This is a genomic window from Streptomyces sp. NPDC002867 (assembly GCF_053591895.1).
On the sequence record NZ_JBSFUR010000006.1, the window covers coordinates 240,664 to 258,244 of the forward strand.

Consider the following 17,581-nt stretch of genomic DNA (forward strand, 5'->3'; position numbering starts at 1 on the left):
TCGTGTTATGGGAAAGCGTTTACGGCGTGGCGCGCGGGACGGGGCGTCCGGCCCGGACGGCCGGAACCGGTCGGTGCGAGTCGGCCGGACGCGGCTGTCCAGCGGACGGAATGCGCGCGCACCCGGCAGGCGCCCTGGCATAGATTCGGCGTGTGACAGTGGCAAGACAGCAGGTGACCCAGGCCAGCAGGATCGTCGTCAAGGTCGGTTCGTCGTCGTTGACGACCGCCGCGGGCGGCCTCGACGCCGACCGGGTGGACGCCCTCGTCGACGTCCTCGCCAAGAGCCGCAGCGGCGGCGAGAAGGAGATAGTCCTCGTCTCCTCCGGAGCCATCGCCGCGGGACTCGCCCCGCTCGGCCTGACCCGGCGCCCCAAGGACCTGGCCCGCCAGCAGGCCGCCGCCAGCGTCGGCCAGGGACTGCTCGTCGCCCGCTACACCGCCTCCTTCGCCCGGTACGGCGTCCGCGTCGGCCAAGTGCTCCTGACCAGCGACGACACGAGCCGCCGCGCCCACTACCGCAACGCCTACCGCACCCTCGACCAGCTGCTCGCCATGGGCGCCGTCCCGGTCGTCAACGAGAACGACACGGTCGCCACCGACGAGATCCGCTTCGGCGACAACGACCGGCTCGCCGCCATCGTCGCCCACCTCGTCCGTGCCGACCTGCTGGTCCTGCTCTCCGACGTCGACGGTCTCTACGACGGCGACCCCGCGCGGCCGGGCGCCTCGCGCATCGACGAGGTGCGTGGTCCCGAGGACATCGCCCACGTGCAGATCGGCAGTGCCGGCAAGGCGGGGGTCGGCACCGGCGGCATGGTCACCAAGGTCGAGGCCGCCCGGATCGCGGCCGCCGCCGGCGTGCCCGTCGTCCTCACCTCCGCGACCCGCGCGGCCGACGCCCTCGCGGGCCGCGCCACCGGCACCTTCTTCCACGCCACCGGACGCCGCTCGGCCGACCGCCTGCTGTGGCTCGCGCACGCCTCCACCCCGCAGGGCTCGCTCACCCTCGACGAGGGCGCGGTGCGAGCCGTGGTCAAGGGCCGCAAGTCGCTGCTGCCGGCGGGGATCGCCGCGGTGGACGGCGAGTTCAGCGCCGGTGACCCCGTCGAACTGCGCGACACCGGCGGCCGCGCCGTCGCCCGCGGTCTCGTCAACTTCGACGCCAAGGAGATCCCGCAGCTGCTCGGCCGCTCCACACGCGAGCTGGCGCGGGAGCTGGGCCCGGCGTACGAACGGGAAGTCGTACACAGGGACGATCTCGTCGTTCTGGAGCCCTGACCGGGCCCTGAAAGGGCGGAAAGTCCCGGCATCTGGCAGAGACCTTTACCAAAACGGCCCCACACCCCGCCGCGGGCTGGTCCACTTTGTTGCGGGGGTTGGCGGGGAACGGCAACGACGCAGCAACAGGAGGCCGCCGGTGAATCGACCGCGCCCTGGGGACATGCCCCGAGGCAAGGGGAGGACCACCTCTCCTGCCCGCCGGTCAGTGGGCGAGGAGCGAAACCTGACCAGTGTCGGCGGGGCCGCGGATCTCGACGACGGGTTCGACGACGCATTCGGTGCCGGGCTCGGTGGGGCCGACGGTCCCGCGGGAGCCGGAGCTCCGGCGCATCCGGCGGCCGGTACGGCTTTCCCGTCCGGGGTGCGGGGCGTCGCCGAGGCGCCGGGCCGGCCGGACGAGCAGACGCTGTCCAAGCTGTGGCACATCACCCTCAGCGTCTCCGGGCGGGAGGCCCCGCTGAAGGAGGTCCGCCGCGGCCTGGAGCAGCTCGCCCACGACCACCCCTTCCTGCTGACCAGCCGCTACGCCAACGACCATGCGGAGATCCGCTACTGGGAAGAGGCCCGCGACCTGCACGACGCGGCGGCCGTGGCCCTGCGGCTGTGGGGCGAGCACCGCTCGACCGCCCAACTGCCGCCGTGGGAGATCGTCGGCCTGGAGGTCATCGACCGCCAGACGTACCACCAGCGGATCGCCGAGGGCTACGGCCCGCCGCCCGCCTCCCCGGTGGGCGTCCACCCCTTCTGAGGCATCTGTCTCGCAGGGCGGGATACCTTCCGGACTGCCATGGCGAGCGCACTACCCTGCAGGTATGACGTCGCTCTCTTCGGTCTCGCCGTACGACAACATGTCCCCGGTCGCCCAGGTCGCCTACCGGGCCCGGGCCGCCGCCGCCGACCTCGCGCCGCTGCCGCGGTCGGCCAAGGACGACGCGCTGCTGGCGATCGCCGACGCGCTGGAGGTCCGCACCAGTGAGATCGTCGAGGCCAATGCCGAGGACATCGCGCGGGCACGCGAGGCGGGCACCAGCGAGGCGATCATCGACCGGCTCACGCTCAACCCCGAGCGGGTCCGCGCCATCGCCGCGGACGTGCGGGACGTGGCGGCGCTGCCCGACCCGGTGGGCGAGGTGGTGCGCGGCTCGACCCTGCCCAACGGCATCGACCTGCGCCAGGTGCGCGTCCCGCTCGGCGTCGTCGGCATCATCTACGAGGCCCGGCCCAATGTGACCGTGGACGCCGCCGCGCTCTGCCTGAAGTCCGGCAACGCGGTGCTGCTGCGCGGTTCCTCCTCCGCGTACTCCTCCAACACCGCCCTGGTGAGAGTCATCCGCGACGCGGTCGGCGGCTCCGGACTGCCGGCCGACGCGGTGCAGCTGGTGCCCGGCGAGAGCCGCGACTCCGTGCGGGAGCTGATGCGCGCCCGGGGCATGGTCGACGTCCTCATCCCGCGCGGTGGCGCCTCCCTGATCCGCACGGTCGTCGAGGAGTCCACCGTCCCCGTCATCGAGACCGGCACGGGCAACTGCCACGTCTACGTCGACGTCGAGACCGACATCGACATGGCGGTCGAGATCCTGATCAACTCCAAGGCGCAGCGCCCCAGCGTCTGCAACGCCGCCGAGACCCTCCTCGTCCACAAGGACGTCGCCGCCGCCTTCCTGCCCCGCGCCCTCGACGCGCTCGCCGAGGCGGGCGTGACGGTGCACGGCGACGAGCGCGTCGTGGAGTACGCGGACGCCGCCAAGGCCACGATCGTGCCGGCGACCGCCGAGGACTGGGAGACCGAGTACCTCTCCTACGACATCGCCGCGGCCGTCGTGGAGTCGCTGGAGGCGGCCGTCGCCCACATCCGGCTCTGGTCCTCCGGCCACACCGAGGCGATCGTCACCACCTCGCAGGCCGCGGCCCGCAAGTTCACCCAGTTGGTGGATTCGACGACGGTCGCCGTGAACGCGTCCACCCGTTTCACCGACGGTGGTCAGTTCGGTTTCGGCGCGGAGATCGGCATCTCCACGCAGAAGCTGCACGCGCGCGGGCCGATGGGCCTGCCCGAACTGACCTCCACGAAGTACATCGTCACCGGCGACGGTCACATCCGGTGACCGTCAGCGGCGTCCTCCGGGGCGTCACCCGGGCGGGGAGAGTTCGCCCTCTCCCTGCCCAAACCTCCCGGCCCGGTCTACTCTGAGATCGTGCCGGACGACGTGGGGGGCAAGCCGTTCCCGGACGGCGGGGACCCTGAGGACTCTGTCGACCGCGGGGGCGCGGACGAGGACTTCGCCTCCGTGGTGTTCGACGAGGACTTCGTCCGGGCCGCCGAGATCCATGAACCGAGCGCGGTCGAGCGCCTGCTCGCCGCCGCCGAGGCGCGCGCGGAGGCCGAAGCCGCCCGCTCCGGCCCGCGCGGCGTGCCCACCGACGACGACCGCTACGACGAGCTCCACGGCCCCGACGACTACGGCCCCGGGCGCGAGTACGGGGACGAGGACGATCTCGACGCCGGGAGCCCGTACGGCCCCCACGGCGGCGCTCTGCGGCCCTACCGCGGCACGGCGCGCTGGCACCGGCCGGTGGCCTGGATCCTGGCCCTGGTGATGGGCATCGGCATGATCGCCCTGGCCTTCACCGCCGTCTACCGGGGAGCCTCCGGCAACCGTGACGACCAGGTGCCGCAGCCCGCCCGGACGGGGGTGGACGCCCCGCCGACGGGCGCGACGGTCAGCGGCCGCGGAGGCGGCCCCACGGCCGCCGCCGACCGCCCGGCGCCGCGGGTCCCCGCGGAGCCACGGACGCCTTAGGCACCGGTCCGCGCCGTTTCCGTTCGAACGCCGGCCCGCCCCACGACTCCCGGGAACGGCCTCGTACCGCCTGGACGCCGGACTGCGCCTGCCCCGGCCCCGCGCCGCCTGAACTCCCGTCGCCGCAGCGTCTGAACACCTGGCCCCGCCTGCCCCGGACGACGCCCCCGCACCTCCCGAACCCTTCCCCCGCAACCGCTGGACAGCGGCATGCAGCCATGTGGCCGAGCGCGTGAGAACTCGTCAGAACTTGTCGTGTACCAGCGCGTTTATCGTGCCCGCGTCAGACCTACCCTGAAAGTATGGCTCGGCGCGGAGACCCGCCGGAGGGGACACCAGAGGGGCTCCCAGGCGGTGAGGACGAGTACCGATCCGTCGTGTTCGACGAATCGTTCGTGCGGGCTGCCCGGGTCCAGGAGTTCTCCGCCGAGGAGCGCATGGGCGAGCACGCTCCCGCCGTGCGCAGTGTGCCCGGCGACGGGCGCAGCCCGTCGAAGCAGATCCTGCTGCTCGTCCTCGTCGTCGCCGTGGCCTTCGGCACCGCCGTCTATCTCGGTATCCGCCAGCCCCACCAGCCTCCCGCGGCCAGGCCGGCGGAACAGCTCCGCATCACGCTCGTCCCCCTCGCGCCGCAGGGCCCGGTGCCCGGCGGCACGCCCACCGAGCTCTTCGCGCACAGTCCCGCCGCCCAGTACCGCAGCGGGGCCGCGGGAATCACCCTGCCCGCGGTCCGCCGCACCGCCCATTTCACCGAAGGCCAGGTGCTGATCGCGCTGGCCACGGCCAAGGACTACCTGGTGGAGTCCTCGCTCGACCCCGACGTGCTCACCGGAGGCGTGGTGCGCCCGGTGCGCGCGCTGCTCCATCCCGACCAACTGGCCCAGTTCGACCGCAGCATGGCCGCGCCGGCGGCCGACGGCCGGCACATCGCCGCGGGCTGGCTGGTGCGCTTCGACCCGGCGAAGGTGGCGCTGGCGGATCCCACTGTGCGGGTGGAGGGCACGCTGCTCGTCACGGAGGCGGGGGCCGACGCGCTGGAGGTCACGTCCGACCACACCTTCGTCTACGCGCTGCGGTCCGCCGCCACGGCGGGGCCGGTGAGCGACGAGGCGTCGCTGTTCACCGTGCGGCGCGAGATGCGCTTCCGCGTCGACCGCGACGATCTGCGCCACCACCGGCTGGAGGTGCAGGCCAGCGCGGTCCAGGCCGGGCCGCAGGACTGCGCGTCCGACGCGACGGGCACGCTGCAACCCCTGCTCGCCGGCCGGCGGGCCGGCACGGACGGTCCGGCGGTCACCGACCCGTACGCACCGGGCCCCGCGGTCGCCGCCCTGTGCGGGGCTCTTTCCCCCGAGGCTCAGCCGTCCCCGTGACGCCGCCGGTCCAGTGACACCGTCGTCCCCGTGACGCCGCGGGGAATCGCCGTCGGACCGGTGCGGGTCAGGCGCCCGGCGACCCCTCGCCACCCGTCCCGCTGCCGCCGCCCGTGAACTTGTCGCGCAGCTTGCTGCCCAGGTCGCCCGCGCCGCCGGCCAGGTCGCCGACCAGCTTCATGAGCGGGTCCTTGCTCGTCCGCACCGACTCCGCGTAGTGCGACGCCGACTCGCGGAACGAGTCGCTCACCGAGGTGTCCTTGTCCTCCGTGCGGCGCGGGTAGTGGCCGTCCATGATCCGCTGGTAGTCGCGGCTCTCCGCCCACTTCTTCAGCTCGGCCGCCCGGACGGTGGTGAACGGGTGCGAGCGCGGCAGCACATTGAGGATCTTCAGCACCGAGTCGCGGAGGTCGCCCCCGGCCTCGTACTCCTCGGCCTGCGCCAGGAACGCGTCCACGTTCATCTCGTGCAGGTGGTTGCCACCGGCGATCTTCATCAGGCCGCGCATCGACGCCTGAAGGTCCTGGCCGACCAGCAGGCCCGCGCGGTCCGCCGAGAGCTCCGACTTGCGGAACCACTCCCGCAGCGCCGTGACGATCGCCATGATCGCCATGTTGCCCAGGGGGATCCAGGCGACCTTCAGGGCCAGGCTGGTGAGGAAGAGCAGGACCGTGCGGTACACCGAATGACCGGAGAGGGCGTGGCCCACCTCGTGGCCGACGACCGCGCGCATCTCCTCCTCGTCGAGCAGCTCCACCAGCCCGGTGGTGACGACGATGATCGGCTCGTCCAGGCCGATGCACATCGCATTGGGACGCGGGTCCTGCGTCACGTACATCGCGGGGACCTTCTCCAGGTCCAGGATGTAGCAGGCGTCCCTGAGCATGCTGTGCAGATGCGCGAACTGGGCGTCGCTCACCCGCACCGAGTCGGAGAGGAAGAGCAGCCGCAGGCTGCGCTCGGGCAGCAGGCCGCTGAGCGCCTTGAACACGGTGTCGAACCCGGAGAGCTTGCGCAGCGCCACCAGCGCCGAGCGGTCCGCGGGATGTTCGTAGGCCCGTGAGGAGATCTCCGGGAACCGCTCGCGCCGCCTGCTCGGCGCGTTCCCCTGGCTTTCGGTCATGGTGCCCCCTGGTCTTGTTGCGTGCCGTGCTCGTCCCCCTTCAGGACCCCCAGACTAGGTGCTGGGGTTGCGAAGCGGCGGGGGCTGTGGACAACCACAGTTGCCGAGCTGTGGACAGCACAACGACCGAGTCGGCGTGAGCGTGCCCGAACGGCCCGCATACGATGTGCGCGAAGTCCCTCCGCTCCGACTCCGATCGATAGGTCCTGCTGAAGATGAGCCTCACCAGCGCTGCCGCCGCCAACCTGGTCACTCTCGCCGAGGGCGCCGAGCACGGTGGCAACCACGCAAGCCTCAACCCGTACATCACCGGCGGCGGCGCCCTGCTCGTGCTGCTCCTGCTGCTGTGGGTCACCACCCGCTTCAACCGCGACCGCTGAGTCCGGTCCGGCCGCCCGTGCCAGTAGGCTCTGCACGCATGGGAGAGCAGAACGTGGCCACGGGTTCCGGTACCGGCAAACGCCGGCTCGGTGTGATGGGCGGGACATTCGACCCGATCCACCACGGACACCTGGTGGCCGCCAGCGAGGTGGCCGCCCTGTTCCACCTCGACGAGGTGGTGTTCGTGCCGACGGGGCAGCCGTGGCAGAAGACCCACAAGAACGTGTCACCGGCAGAGGACCGCTATCTGATGACGGTCATCGCCACGGCGTCCAACCCCCAGTTCTCGGTGAGTCGCATCGACATCGACCGGTCCGGGCCGACGTACACGATAGACACCCTGCGTGAACTGCGTTCCCTCAACGGCGACGCGGATCTCTTCTTCATCACGGGCGCCGACGCGCTCTCCCAGATCCTCAGCTGGCGCAACGCCGAAGAACTGTTCTCGCTCGCCCATTTCATCGGTGTGACCCGGCCGGGCCACGACCTGACCGACGACGGGCTGCCCGAGGGAGGCGTCTCCCTGGTGGAGGTCCCCGCGCTCGCGATCTCGTCCACCGACTGCCGTGAGAGGGTCGCCCAGGGCGACCCGGTCTGGTACCTGGTGCCGGACGGTGTGGTCCGCTACATCGACAAGCGCCAGCTGTACCGCGGCGAGTGAGCCACGGAGAGGGGCACCGGTGAACGACCAGCAGAATCCTTACGACCCGTACTACCAGCAGCCGCAGATCGTCGGCTACGACGAGTACGGACAGCCGGTCTACCAGCAGCCCCAGCCGTACGACCCTTACAGACAGCAGCAGTCCCAGCACCCTCAGTCCGAGGATCAGCAGACCGGCGGGCAGGGCTACGGCTACGACCCGTACGCCCAGCAGCGCCAGGACGCGGCGGGCCGCCCGGACCAGTACGGGCAGTACGACCCGTACGGCGCCCAGCAGTACGCCGCGCCCCCCGGACAGCAGGGCTACGGCTACGAGGGATACGGCTACGACACAGGCACGCAGCCTGCGGCCGTCGACACCACCCAGCAGTGGAACATCCCGCACCAGCAGCCCGCCCCCGCGGAGCAGCAGGGCCGCCACGACGGCCGGCAGGCCCAGGCCGCGCCCGACCCGGCGGCAGTGCCGGAACAGCGGCGCGGCGGGGACGGCGACGACCGCGACTACCGCACCGAGCAGTTCTCCTTCATCGAGGAGCCGGACGAGGACTCCGAGGACGTCATCGACTGGCTCAAGTTCACCGAGAGCCGTTCCGAGCGCCGCGAGGAGGCCAAGCGCCGCGGCCGCAACCGCGTCGTCGCGCTCGTCGTCACGCTCGCGCTCGTCCTCGTCGGCGGGGTCGGCTACCTCTGGTACGCGGGCAAGCTGCCGGGCCTGTCCGGCACCGAGAGCACCGGCGGCACCGCGGCCGGCCCGCAGAAGCGCGACGTCATCGTCGTGCACCTGCACAACACGAAGAGCGAGCGGACCTCGACGGCGCTCCTCGTCGACAACGTCACCACGGGGCAGGGCACGACCGTCCTGCTCCCGAACACCCTCTCCGTCGCCAATGACGACGGCACCGCCACCACGCTCGGCAAGTCGGTCGAGGACGACGGGTCCACCGGGACCCGCGAGGCGATCGGGACCCTGCTCGGTGCGAAGATCTCCGGCACCTGGCGGCTGGACACCCCGTACCTGGAGAACCTGGTCGAACTGGTCGGCACGATCGACCTGACCACCGACACGGAGGTGCCCGGTGCGAAGAAGGGCGACGAGCCGCTGGTGAAGAAGGGCGAGAACCAGACGCTCGACGGACGCGCCGCCGTCGCCTACGCGACGTACTCCGCTCCCGGCGAGGCCGAGGAGAAGCAGCTGCAGCGCTTCGGTCAGGTCATGCAGGGCGTACTGAAGAAGCTCCCGGACGACGCCGAGTCGGCGACCGTCGTCGTCGAGACCCTCGCCCAGATCCTCGATCCCTCCCTGAACGAGAGGGACCTCGGCAGCTCGCTCGCCCAGCTCGCCGAGCACGCCAAGGGCGGCGACTACAAGACCGCTCTGCTGCCCGTGCAGCAGGACGGCACCCTCACCGAGCAGGCGGCGGACAGCGTGGTCAAGGACGTGCTCGGCGGTTCGGTCAGCGCACCGGAGCAGGGCGCGGCCGTGCGGGTCGGCGTCAAGAACGCCACCGGCGACGACAAGGCCGCGGAGACGGCCCGGATCTCGCTCGTCAACGGCGGCTACACCGTCATCGACGGCGGCAAGGCCGACCCGGCCTCGGCCTCGCAGGTCACCTACGGTGACGAGGCGCAGAAGGCGAAGGCCCAGGAGGTCGCGAAGACGCTCGGTCTGCCCGCGGACGCGGTGAAGAAGGGCAAGACCGCCGCGAACGCCGATGTGTCCGTGGTCCTGGGCTCCGACTTCGAGGGCGACACGGGGGACTGAGCAGGGCCCGGCGCCCCGCGCCGGGCCCCTGTGCTGACGCGTCCCCAACAATCACGGCGAGGTCTGTCGGCGGTCCGTGAGACCCTATGAAGAGTTCCTGACCGCCGACGAAAGCCTGCTTGTGACCGCTACGGACCGTTCCATCGAGCTCGTCAACACCGCCGCCCAGGCGGCCGCCGACCGGCTCGCGCACGACATCATCGCGTACGACGTCAGCGATGTGCTGTCCATCACGGACGCCTTCCTGCTCGCCTCAGCTCCCAGCGACCGCCAGGTCAAGTCGATCGTCGACGAGATCGAGGAGCGGCTGAACAAGCAGCTCGGCGCCAAGCCGGTGCGCCGCGAGGGCGACCGCGACGCCCGCTGGATCCTGCTCGACTACGTCGACATCGTCGTCCACGTCCAGCACAGCGAGGAGCGCGTCTTCTACGCCCTGGAGCGCCTGTGGAAGGACTGCCCGGAGCTCCCGCTGCCCGAGGACGCCGTGAAGACCCGCGGCAAGGCCGAGGAGCACGCCCGCCTCGCCGGGAAGGAAGCGGAAGGGGAGCTGAGCTGAACGGCATCAACGGCGGGGGTGCGGCCGGTGACGGCCGCACCAGCAGGAAGCGGGGCCGTCGTGTGGTCCTGTGGCGCCACGGACAGACCGCCTGGAACCTGGAGCGCCGATTCCAGGGCTCCACGGACATCGAGCTGACCGAGGACGGTGTCGCCCAGGCGCGCCGCGCGGCCAGGCTGCTCGCGTCGCTGAAGCCCGACGCGATCGTGGCCTCCGACCTCAAGCGGGCCGCGGTGACCGCGGGCGAGCTGGCCGCCGTCACCGGCGTCGACATCTCCTACGACGCCGCGCTGCGCGAGACGTACGCGGGCGTCTGGCAGGGTCTGACCCACGACGAGATCGTCGCGCAGCACGGCGACCAGTACGCCGCCTGGAAGCGCGGCGAGCCCGTGCGCCGGGGCGGCGGCGAGCTGGAGACCGAGGTCGCGGACCGGGCAGCGCCCGTGGTCCTGCACCACGCGGACAAGCTGCCCGACGACGGCACGCTCGTCGTCGTCAGCCACGGCGGCACCATCCGCACGACCATCGGCCGGCTCCTGGGCCTGGAGGCCCGCCACTGGGAGAGCCTCGGCGGTCTGTCGAACTGCTGCTGGTCGGTGCTGGGCGAGGGTGTACGCGGCTGGCGGCTGCTGGAGCACAATGCCGGGACGCTGCCCGAGCCGGTGCTCGGCGACGACACCTGAGACCGCACCGCCGTCCCGGCAGGTCCCGTCCTGCCGCGCGAAGGCTGCCGGTCCGGGCACCGGCCACGCCCCGGCGACCACCGCCGGGGCGGCCCCGGACCCGGATTTCACTTTCCGGCAGGTCGCAGGCTAAAGTTCTTCTTGTTCGCAGCGCGGAGCGCGAAGAACGCGCGGGGCTATAGCTCAGTTGGTAGAGCGCCTGCATGGCATGCAGGAGGTCAGGAGTTCAATTCTCCTTAGCTCCACAATCAGGATCCCGTCCCCAGCAGGGGGCGGGATCTTCGCGTCGGTACCGGTGGTCCCCCGCAGAGTGCCGGAACCGGCGGGCGCAGCCCCGTGGCCGCGCCGTCAGTCGCGCCTCGCGCGCAGCGTCCGTATGCGCGCGCCGCTCTCCTCGTCGGCCGGTGTGTACGCCACGATCCGGCACTCCGGCATCCCGTTGATCGACAGCGACACCGACGTCATCCGCACCTCGCCGACCGCCCGGTGACGGAACGTCTTGACCCGCGGCCCCGGCGGAACGACGTCGCCGCTCTCCCAGAGCCGCGCGAAGAACGGGCTGGCCGCCGACAGGCGCTCGACGAACGACTCCCAGGCCGGCTCGCCCACATGGCGCCCGTAGGCGCCGCGCAGCTGTGCCACCATCAACGGCAGCTCCGACTCCCGGAAGACGACCGGGCAGGACGCCTCGGACACCGTGAACAGCGCCCACAGCACATTGCCCATGCCGAGCGCCTCCGGGCGGTCCAGCTCGAAGAGGTCGCGGTAGGCCGGGTTGGTGGCCAGGACGTCGTAGCGGGTGTTGTAGACGACCGCGGGGTGAGGGTCCAGCGCGTCGATCAAACCCTGGATCTCCGGTCCGACGCTCTGCTCCTCGTCCGCGGGGTCCGGGGCGTACGGGACCTCCGCGAGGTGGTAGAGGTGCTCGCGCTCGGGCTGGTCGAGCCGCAGGGTGCGGGCCACGGCGTCCAGCACCTGCGCCGAGGCGTTGATGGGGCGGCCCTGCTCCAGCCACGTGTACCAGGTGACGCCGACGCCCGAGAGCTGCGCGACCTCCTCACGGCGCAGACCGGGCGTGCGCCGCCGCAGGCCCGGTGGCATGCCGACGTCGGCCGGTGTCACCCGGGCCCGGCGGCTGCGCAGGAACGCGGCGAGCTCCGAGCGGCGCCGCGGGTGCGCCCCGTCCCTGATCCCCGTCGTCACCGTGGTCACACCTCCATCCTCGAAGTGGCGGTCCGCCGTTGCCAGGTGCTGTCAGTACCAGCATCGACGGGCTCTCGTCACCCGTATCCGGGGCGCGGCAATCTCACCGCCATGACGACGACCGTTCCCCGTGCCCCACGATCAAGTAAAGCCCCCGCCACTGACAGCGGCGGTCCCCGGCTGCTGCTGACCGCCGTGCTCGCCGCCCAGTTCATGGCGCTGCTCGACACCTTCATCGTCAACGCGGCGGCGCCCACGATCCGTGCCGAACTCCGCACGTCCGGCGCCGACCTGCAGCTCGTCGTCGCCGGATACACCATCGCCTACGCCGTCCTGCTGATCACCGGCGCACGCCTCGGCGCGATGCTCGGCCACCGCCGCGTGTTCCTCGGCGGCCTGGCGGCCTTCACCGCCTTCTCGCTCGCCTGCGGACTCGCCGCCGGCACCGGGCAGTTGATCGCGTTCCGCCTCCTCCAGGGAGCCGGAGCGGCCCTGATGATCCCTCAGGTGCTCAGCCTCGTCCAGCTCAACTTCACCGCGGAGGGCCGAGTACGGGCGCTCGGGGCCTACTCCGCCGTCCTCGCGAGCGGCGCAGCCGCCGGCCAGGTGGTCGGCGGGGTCCTCGTCAGCGCCGATCTGTTCGGCACGAGCTGGCGGCCGGTCTTCCTCGTCAACGTGCCCATCGGCCTCGCCCTCCTGCTCCTGGGCGCGAAGGTGCTGCCCCGGGACCGTCGCGAGGCCGGGGTGCGCGCCGGCGGTCTCGACCTGCCCGGTCTGGTGCTGCTCGCGGCGGCGGTGTCGCTGTTCACCGTCCCGCTGGTCCTGGGGCAGGAGCGGGACTGGCCCCTGTGGTCCTGGCTGTCGCCGGCCGCGGCGGCGGTGGTCCTGGGCGGCCTTCTGACGCACGAGGCGCGGCTCGCGCGCCGGGGCGGTGCGCCCCTGATCTCGCCGAGGGTGCTGCGCAGCCCCGGAATCGGCCTCGCGGCGCTGAGGATCGCGGTCGTCATGGCGGTGAACGCCGCCTTCCTGTTCACCGTCACGCTCCACGTCCAGGGCGGCCTGGGGTACAGCGCGCTGCGTGCCGGGGTGATGTTCGCGCCGTCCGCCGTCGTGTTCGGCGCCGTGGCGATGACCTGGCTGCGCTGGCCGGCCGGATGGCAACGGGCCCTGGCCCCGGCCGGGTTCGTGGTGACCGGGCTCGGGATCGCCGCCGTGGGCGCGCTGCTGCGGGACGGCGGGGGCGGCGGCCCGCTGCTGTACGCGGCCTTCGTGGCCAGCGGGGTGGGCATGGCGGCCGCCTACAGCCCCACGCTGACCGGCGCGCTGGCGAAGGTCCGGCAGGAGGACGCCGCGGACGCGAGCGGGCTGCTGGTGACCGTCACCCAGCTGGGGCAGATCATCGGCGTCGCCGTGTTCGGCACGCTCTTCCTCGGCCGGCTGACCGAACCGGGCCCCCAGGCATCCGCGGACGCCCTGTGGGTGACCGCGCTCGCGCTGTCGGCCGCCTGTGGGCTGGGCGCCGTGGCCGGTCTCGTTCGCAAACGCCGCTGACCTCCTTGCGTGGCCATGGCAGAATCGGACGGCCGGAGGGCCACCGGCGGTACGGGAGGGAGCGCACGATGTCCGCCAGCGGCGAGGAAGCCGGGGAGGCTGCCGATGACCTGCTTGCCACGGCGGAGGCACGTGCTCGCCTCAGCTGTCCTTCCTGCGGTTCCGCCCATGTCGCCCAGGTCCTCGGGGACAACGGAGGGGTTTCCTACGTGTGCACGGCCTGCGGCCACAGCTGGAGCTGAATGATGGGTGCCCACAGGCGGAAATGCGACTGGTGCGGCAGCGGTACGCCGATCGTCAGGGACATGGATCCGGTCAATCCGGAGTACCAGTACTGGTGCGAGGAGTGCGCGCGGGCGCTGATCATAAAAGGCGACCCCATCGAGACCTACCGGGAGCTCGAGGGGGAGCCGATCTACGGCCGGCTGCTGGACGAGCACTGCACCCTCAAGCGTTTCTACTCGTTCGCGACCGCCTGACCCCTCCCTGCGCCACCCGCCCCTGAAGCGGACAATCCGGGATGTGTCGGGCTCGAAGGAAAACGATTTGGAGATGCGCCGACGAGGGCGTTAATGTTCTCTACGTCGCCGCGGGGGAACCCGGAAGTGACACAGAGCAAGGGGCTATAGCTCAGTTGGTAGAGCGCCTGCATGGCATGCAGGAGGTCAGGAGTTCAATTCTCCTTAGCTCCACAGAAGAAGAAGCGGGCCACCCGGATCGGGTGGCCCGCTTCTCCGTGTCGGCGCGTTCGGTCAACTCCGGCCGCTGCCAAGGGCCTTGCGGTTGCTGCTGGGCAGCGCGGGGCGCGACGGCTCCGGCGCGGGGGCGGCGACCTGCTCGATCCGCATCGCGAGCGCCGGGCAGCGGCGCACGGCACGCTGCGCGCGCCCGCGCATGTGCATCGGGACCACCGCGTCGGCCACCGACGGGTAGCCGTCCGGGTTGAGCCGGATCAGCTCCGGGATGATGTCGGCGCACAGGCCGTGCCCCTGGCAGAGCGTCCAGTCGATGAAGACCTTCTCGCCGCTGGGAATGGACTCCTCCGCCTCCTCGTAACCGGGCAGCGGAAGCGGCAGCACACCGGTCACCGGCCGACCGCAGCCGCCGTCCAGCACATGGGCCGCGAGGTCGTCGGTGAACGCGGACAGGGTGGACGCGAAGAAGCGGGCCGATCCGTCCGGGTGCTTGCACGCACCGCGGCCCTTCACCGCTCCCGTCACCTCCCGCAGCGCCTCCAGTGCCGCCGGGCCGCCGCCGTTGATCACGTCGGCCAGACCGCCCGCCGCGGCCGGCAGGCCGAGCTTGCAGGGGCCGCACTGGCCGGCGGTCTCCGCGGCGAGCCAGTTGGCCACCCGCAGCGACTCGCCCAGGGGGCAGGTCTCCGGGCCGATGGGCAGGATCGCCCCCGCGCCCAGAGCACCCCCCACGGACGCCAGGGACGCCTTGGAGACGACCGCCTCGTGCACGGCGACCGAGTCGATCCAGTTGCCGTGGTAGCCGCCCGTGAGCACGCCCTGCGGCAGCGGCGGTGCTCCGGCCAGCTGGAGCACGTACCGCAGCGGGACGCCCGTGGGCACCTCGACGACCATGGGGCGCGAGACCGCGCCGGAGATCGTCAGCATGACCGTGCCCGGCTCGGAGTCCAGGCCCGTGTGGGCGTAGCGGCGTGAGCCGATGCGCGCGGCGACGGCGAGCTGCGCGAACGTCTCGGCGTTCGACAGCAGTGTCGGCGCGCCGCCGACGCCGGAGTCCGCGGCGCGCACCCGGCGGCCGGGCGGCAGCGCGGGGCCGCCGTTGACCGCGCGGATGACGGAGGACGCCTCTCCGGAGACCATCCGCTCCGGCGTGCGGACGACTCTGGCGCGCAGCTGCTGACCGCGCCGGTCGTTCAGGCCGCGTTCGGCGAGCGCGGCGCGCATCGAGACCTCCGTGGAGTTGCGGGTGACCGCGACGACCAGGGTGCGTGCTCCGAGCGCCTCGGCGGCCAGCAGCGCACCGTCGAGGATGAGGTGCGGCGCGCGGTTGAGCAGCACCGTGTCCTTGCGGCAGGCCGGTTCGCCCTCGCTGCCGTTGACGACGACGACGGGCCGAACGCCGCGCCGGATCGCCGACTTGGCGACGGCGCGCAGCTTCTTGCCGAACGGGAACCCCGCGCCGCCGCGGCCGGTCAGTGATATCTCCTCGGCCAGCTGGGCCAGCCGCTCGCCGCTGACCGGCTCCAGCGGCCCGTGGACCTTCAGATGCATCTGCAGGTCGAGGCGTTCGACCAGGTCGAAGCCCTGTGTCAGCTGGGGGAGCCCGACGACGCGGACCTCGGGGACGTCGGGGAGCGGGGCGTTCACGGTCGTTCTCCTGCAGGTGCGTTCCAGGGCTCTCCGGCCGGCGGCTGAAAGAGGGGCCCTGGCATCGGCGCTGTCTCGTCGTACGCGGCGGGGCCGCCGGTTCCGTACGCGGAGCGGTCCTCGTACGGGGGCGGTGACGCGGCCTCGTCCGCACCGGCGGCGCCGTAGGAGGCGGCGGTGGTGTCGTAGGCCCCGGTGGTGTCGTAGGCCGCCGTGGAGCCGTAGGACGGCGTGGTGGCGCCGTACGCGGGCGGGGTGTCGTAGGAGGTGGCCGGGTCGAACAGTGGCGTGGGCGGGGTGTCGTAGGAGGGTGCGGGGTCGAACGGCGGCGGGGGCGGGGTGTTGTAGGAGGGTGCGGGGTCGAACGGCGGCGGGGGCGGGGTGTCGTACAGCGGGGGTGCCGGCTCCGGGCGTACGGCCTGGGCCGGCGGAGGCGGCGAGGGGGTGGGCCAGGTGCCCGGACGGGGTCCCGTCTCGGACACCACGGGTATCTCCTCGGTCATCGGCACGCGCTCGGCGAGCGGGGCGGCGGTGTCGGCCGCCAGGGACACGGCGCGGTAGGCCGCGGCCATGCCGGGGCCGCGGCCGGTGCCGGAACCGCTGGGGACCACCGTCGGCTCGGCGTCCGGCGGCGGAGGGGCCTCGTAGAGCTGCGGCGAGGGTGCGGCCAGCCGGGGCGGCTGTGCGCGCGCCTGTCCGAGCGGCTGCTGGAAATCCTGCTCGTAGGGGCGTTGCGACGGGATGCCGTTCGCCCTGTCCATGCGGTCCATGCGGTCCATGCCGGCGGATACGGGCGAGCGGCCCGCCCCGTTCAGTCCGCCCGCGCCGGGCAGCGGCGACATGATCGGATCGCGCTGTGCCTGCTCGTCGGCGGCGGGCGGTCCGCCGTCGCCGACGCCGGTCAGGGACATGATCCGGGCGGCGACGCGTCGCTGCACCGGCCGCGGCAGCAGCCGGACCGACACCGCGGCCGCCACTCCGAGCAGGGCCAGGCAGTACATGGTGACGACCCAGGTCGCCGCCGGGCGACCCGCGTAGAGTCCGTGGACGAGGGCGAAGCACCAGGCCGGATAGGCCAGCATGTGCAGTGGCCGCCAGCGGCCGGCGACACGGATGTTGCCAGCCAGCGCGCTGCGCAGCGCTCCGGTCGTGGCGGCCACCACCATGAGGAAGCCCGCCAGCGAGCCGAAGCCGATGAGGGCGGAGGTGCCCGTGACTCCGAGCCCGAACGGGATCAGCGCGCCGATCACCGCCACGTGCCCGAGCGAGACCTTCACGGTGGCGTGCAGCAGCAGGAAGCCGAGCGAGGCGAACGCGGTCGTCCGGTGGATGCCCTGGGCGAGCAGACGGTGGCGCGGGGAGAGAAGGACCCGGTCGGTGGCGATCAGACCCCACGCGACGGATGCGGTCAGCGACACCAGGGACAGAACCCCGGTGGTGAAGTCGAGCGCGGCGCGAAAGCTGTCGCTGCCCCCGATGGCGAGCACGGGGATGAGGATCAACGCGGCTGCGTAGAGGCCGCCTTGCACCGGGCGGCCGAGTCCGGGCCCTGGGCCCGGCGACAAACGCTGTTTGATACGAGGGTTCATGGGGCGACTCCGAATGGTGCGGGAAAGCTGTCCCGTTGACGCACTCTAGGTCGACCCATACCGCCCGGTACGAGGTTTCAGGGTTATTCGCAGGGAAGCAGCGGCAACTGACCCGGGGGTTGCCCTGTATAGGGTCGATACGCGGAGTAAGGCGGATCCAAGATCGCTCGCGAGCCGCCGACCGGCCCGGTCACGGGTGCCGTGGACGGCGAATGCGGCCACTTCCCCCGCTGCGGTACCCTGACGCCATGCGTGCCGTACGCCTTCTGCTTA

General features: G+C 72.2%; 16 protein-coding genes and 2 tRNA genes. 14 read left to right on the plus strand and 4 right to left on the minus strand.

Annotated elements, in window-relative coordinates; all coding sequences use genetic code 11:
* Positions 1-152 precede the first annotated feature (152 nt).
* The 5 genes from proB (at position 153) to ACWD0A_RS08510 (ending at position 5,457) form a co-directional block, all read left to right on the plus strand.
* Positions 153-1,280 (plus strand): glutamate 5-kinase, encoded by a 1,128-nt coding sequence (proB, locus tag ACWD0A_RS08490; RefSeq protein WP_451295889.1) that lies wholly within the window; start codon positions 153-155, stop codon positions 1,278-1,280.
* A gap of 139 nt (positions 1,281-1,419) precedes the next feature.
* Positions 1,420-2,031 carry a hypothetical protein gene (locus ACWD0A_RS08495; protein WP_451295891.1) on the plus strand — a complete coding sequence of 204 codons (612 nt, stop codon included), beginning with the start codon at positions 1,420-1,422 and terminating at the stop codon, positions 2,029-2,031.
* Between the two features lie 64 nt (positions 2,032-2,095).
* On the plus strand, positions 2,096-3,388 hold the full coding sequence (locus tag ACWD0A_RS08500) for a glutamate-5-semialdehyde dehydrogenase (RefSeq protein WP_451295893.1): 1,293 nt from the start codon (positions 2,096-2,098) through the stop codon (positions 3,386-3,388).
* A 90-nt stretch (positions 3,389-3,478) separates the two neighbouring features.
* On the plus strand, positions 3,479-4,084 hold the full coding sequence (locus tag ACWD0A_RS08505) for an SCO2584 family spore wall biosynthesis protein (RefSeq protein ID WP_451295895.1): 606 nt from the start codon (positions 3,479-3,481) through the stop codon (positions 4,082-4,084).
* A gap of 302 nt (positions 4,085-4,386) precedes the next feature.
* Positions 4,387-5,457: an SCO2583 family membrane protein gene (locus ACWD0A_RS08510; RefSeq protein WP_451295897.1), complete on the plus strand. Its 1,071-nt coding sequence runs from the start codon at positions 4,387-4,389 to the stop codon at positions 5,455-5,457.
* A 67-nt stretch (positions 5,458-5,524) separates the two neighbouring features.
* On the opposite strand, the gene ACWD0A_RS08515 is transcribed toward ACWD0A_RS08510, so the two are convergent.
* A complete protein-coding gene (locus tag ACWD0A_RS08515; protein WP_451295899.1) occupies positions 5,525-6,580 on the minus strand; it encodes a M48 family metallopeptidase in 1,056 nt (351 codons plus the stop codon).
* Between the two features lie 215 nt (positions 6,581-6,795).
* Here ACWD0A_RS08515 and ACWD0A_RS08520 point away from each other — a divergent pair, with 215 nt between their 5' ends.
* The 6 genes from ACWD0A_RS08520 (at position 6,796) to ACWD0A_RS08545 (ending at position 10,868) form a co-directional block, all read left to right on the plus strand.
* On the plus strand, positions 6,796-6,960 hold the full coding sequence (locus ACWD0A_RS08520; protein ID WP_177153505.1) for a hypothetical protein: 165 nt from the start codon (positions 6,796-6,798) through the stop codon (positions 6,958-6,960).
* A 38-nt stretch (positions 6,961-6,998) separates the two neighbouring features.
* Complete coding sequence (gene nadD, locus ACWD0A_RS08525) at positions 6,999-7,622, plus strand: nicotinate-nucleotide adenylyltransferase (protein WP_451295901.1); 624 nt, start codon at positions 6,999-7,001, stop codon at positions 7,620-7,622.
* 19 nt (positions 7,623-7,641) lie between these two features.
* On the plus strand, positions 7,642-9,384 hold the full coding sequence (locus ACWD0A_RS08530; protein ID WP_451295903.1) for a LytR C-terminal domain-containing protein: 1,743 nt from the start codon (positions 7,642-7,644) through the stop codon (positions 9,382-9,384).
* Between the two features lie 121 nt (positions 9,385-9,505).
* Positions 9,506-9,940: a ribosome silencing factor gene (gene rsfS / locus ACWD0A_RS08535; RefSeq protein ID WP_451295963.1), complete on the plus strand. Its 435-nt coding sequence runs from the start codon at positions 9,506-9,508 to the stop codon at positions 9,938-9,940.
* Positions 9,937-10,623 carry a histidine phosphatase family protein gene (locus ACWD0A_RS08540; RefSeq protein WP_451295965.1) on the plus strand — a complete coding sequence of 229 codons (687 nt, stop codon included), beginning with the start codon at positions 9,937-9,939 and terminating at the stop codon, positions 10,621-10,623. Before rsfS ends, ACWD0A_RS08540 begins: the two co-directional genes overlap by 4 nt.
* A gap of 172 nt (positions 10,624-10,795) precedes the next feature.
* Positions 10,796-10,868, plus strand: a tRNA-Ala gene (locus ACWD0A_RS08545).
* A 103-nt stretch (positions 10,869-10,971) separates the two neighbouring features.
* On the opposite strand, the gene ACWD0A_RS08550 is transcribed toward ACWD0A_RS08545, so the two are convergent.
* Positions 10,972-11,835, minus strand: coding sequence for a helix-turn-helix transcriptional regulator (locus ACWD0A_RS08550; protein ID WP_451295905.1), 864 nt, complete (start codon positions 11,833-11,835; stop codon positions 10,972-10,974).
* 102 nt (positions 11,836-11,937) lie between these two features.
* On the opposite strand from ACWD0A_RS08550, the gene ACWD0A_RS08555 reads away from it, so the two are divergent.
* From ACWD0A_RS08555 to ACWD0A_RS08565, 3 genes are all read left to right on the plus strand, one after another.
* On the plus strand, positions 11,938-13,377 hold the full coding sequence (locus ACWD0A_RS08555; RefSeq protein WP_451295907.1) for an MFS transporter: 1,440 nt from the start codon (positions 11,938-11,940) through the stop codon (positions 13,375-13,377).
* Between the two features lie 305 nt (positions 13,378-13,682).
* Entirely contained in the window at positions 13,683-13,856 is a 174-nt protein-coding gene (locus tag ACWD0A_RS08560; RefSeq protein WP_018846673.1) for a hypothetical protein, read from the plus strand.
* A 140-nt stretch (positions 13,857-13,996) separates the two neighbouring features.
* Positions 13,997-14,069 (plus strand) — tRNA-Ala (locus ACWD0A_RS08565).
* A gap of 60 nt (positions 14,070-14,129) precedes the next feature.
* On the opposite strand, the gene ACWD0A_RS08570 is transcribed toward ACWD0A_RS08565, so the two are convergent.
* Both ACWD0A_RS08570 and ACWD0A_RS08575 read right to left on the minus strand, forming a co-directional pair.
* Complete coding sequence (locus ACWD0A_RS08570; RefSeq protein WP_307715537.1) at positions 14,130-15,719, minus strand: NADH-quinone oxidoreductase subunit NuoF family protein; 1,590 nt, start codon at positions 15,717-15,719, stop codon at positions 14,130-14,132.
* Positions 15,716-17,206 carry a hypothetical protein gene (locus ACWD0A_RS08575; RefSeq protein ID WP_451295910.1) on the minus strand — a complete coding sequence of 497 codons (1,491 nt, stop codon included), beginning with the start codon at positions 17,204-17,206 and terminating at the stop codon, positions 15,716-15,718. Before ACWD0A_RS08575 ends, ACWD0A_RS08570 begins: the two co-directional genes overlap by 4 nt.
* Between the last annotated feature and the right edge of the window lie 375 nt (positions 17,207-17,581).

Bases quoted from the DNA above. Each gene is read 5' to 3' on its own strand.
- ACWD0A_RS08500 (WP_451295893.1), top strand. From the start codon at position 2,096: ATGACGTCGCTCTCTTCGGTCTCGCCGTACGACAACATGTCCCCGGTC.
- ACWD0A_RS08510 (WP_451295897.1), top strand. From the start codon at position 4,387: ATGGCTCGGCGCGGAGACCCGCCGGAGGGGACACCAGAGGGGCTCCCA.
- ACWD0A_RS08515 (WP_451295899.1), bottom strand. From the start codon at position 6,580: ATGACCGAAAGCCAGGGGAACGCGCCGAGCAGGCGGCGCGAGCGGTTC.
- ACWD0A_RS08520 (WP_177153505.1), top strand. From the start codon at position 6,796: ATGAGCCTCACCAGCGCTGCCGCCGCCAACCTGGTCACTCTCGCCGAG.
- nadD (WP_451295901.1), top strand. From the start codon at position 6,999: ATGGGAGAGCAGAACGTGGCCACGGGTTCCGGTACCGGCAAACGCCGG.
- ACWD0A_RS08555 (WP_451295907.1), top strand. From the start codon at position 11,938: ATGACGACGACCGTTCCCCGTGCCCCACGATCAAGTAAAGCCCCCGCC.
- ACWD0A_RS08560 (WP_018846673.1), top strand. From the start codon at position 13,683: ATGGATCCGGTCAATCCGGAGTACCAGTACTGGTGCGAGGAGTGCGCG.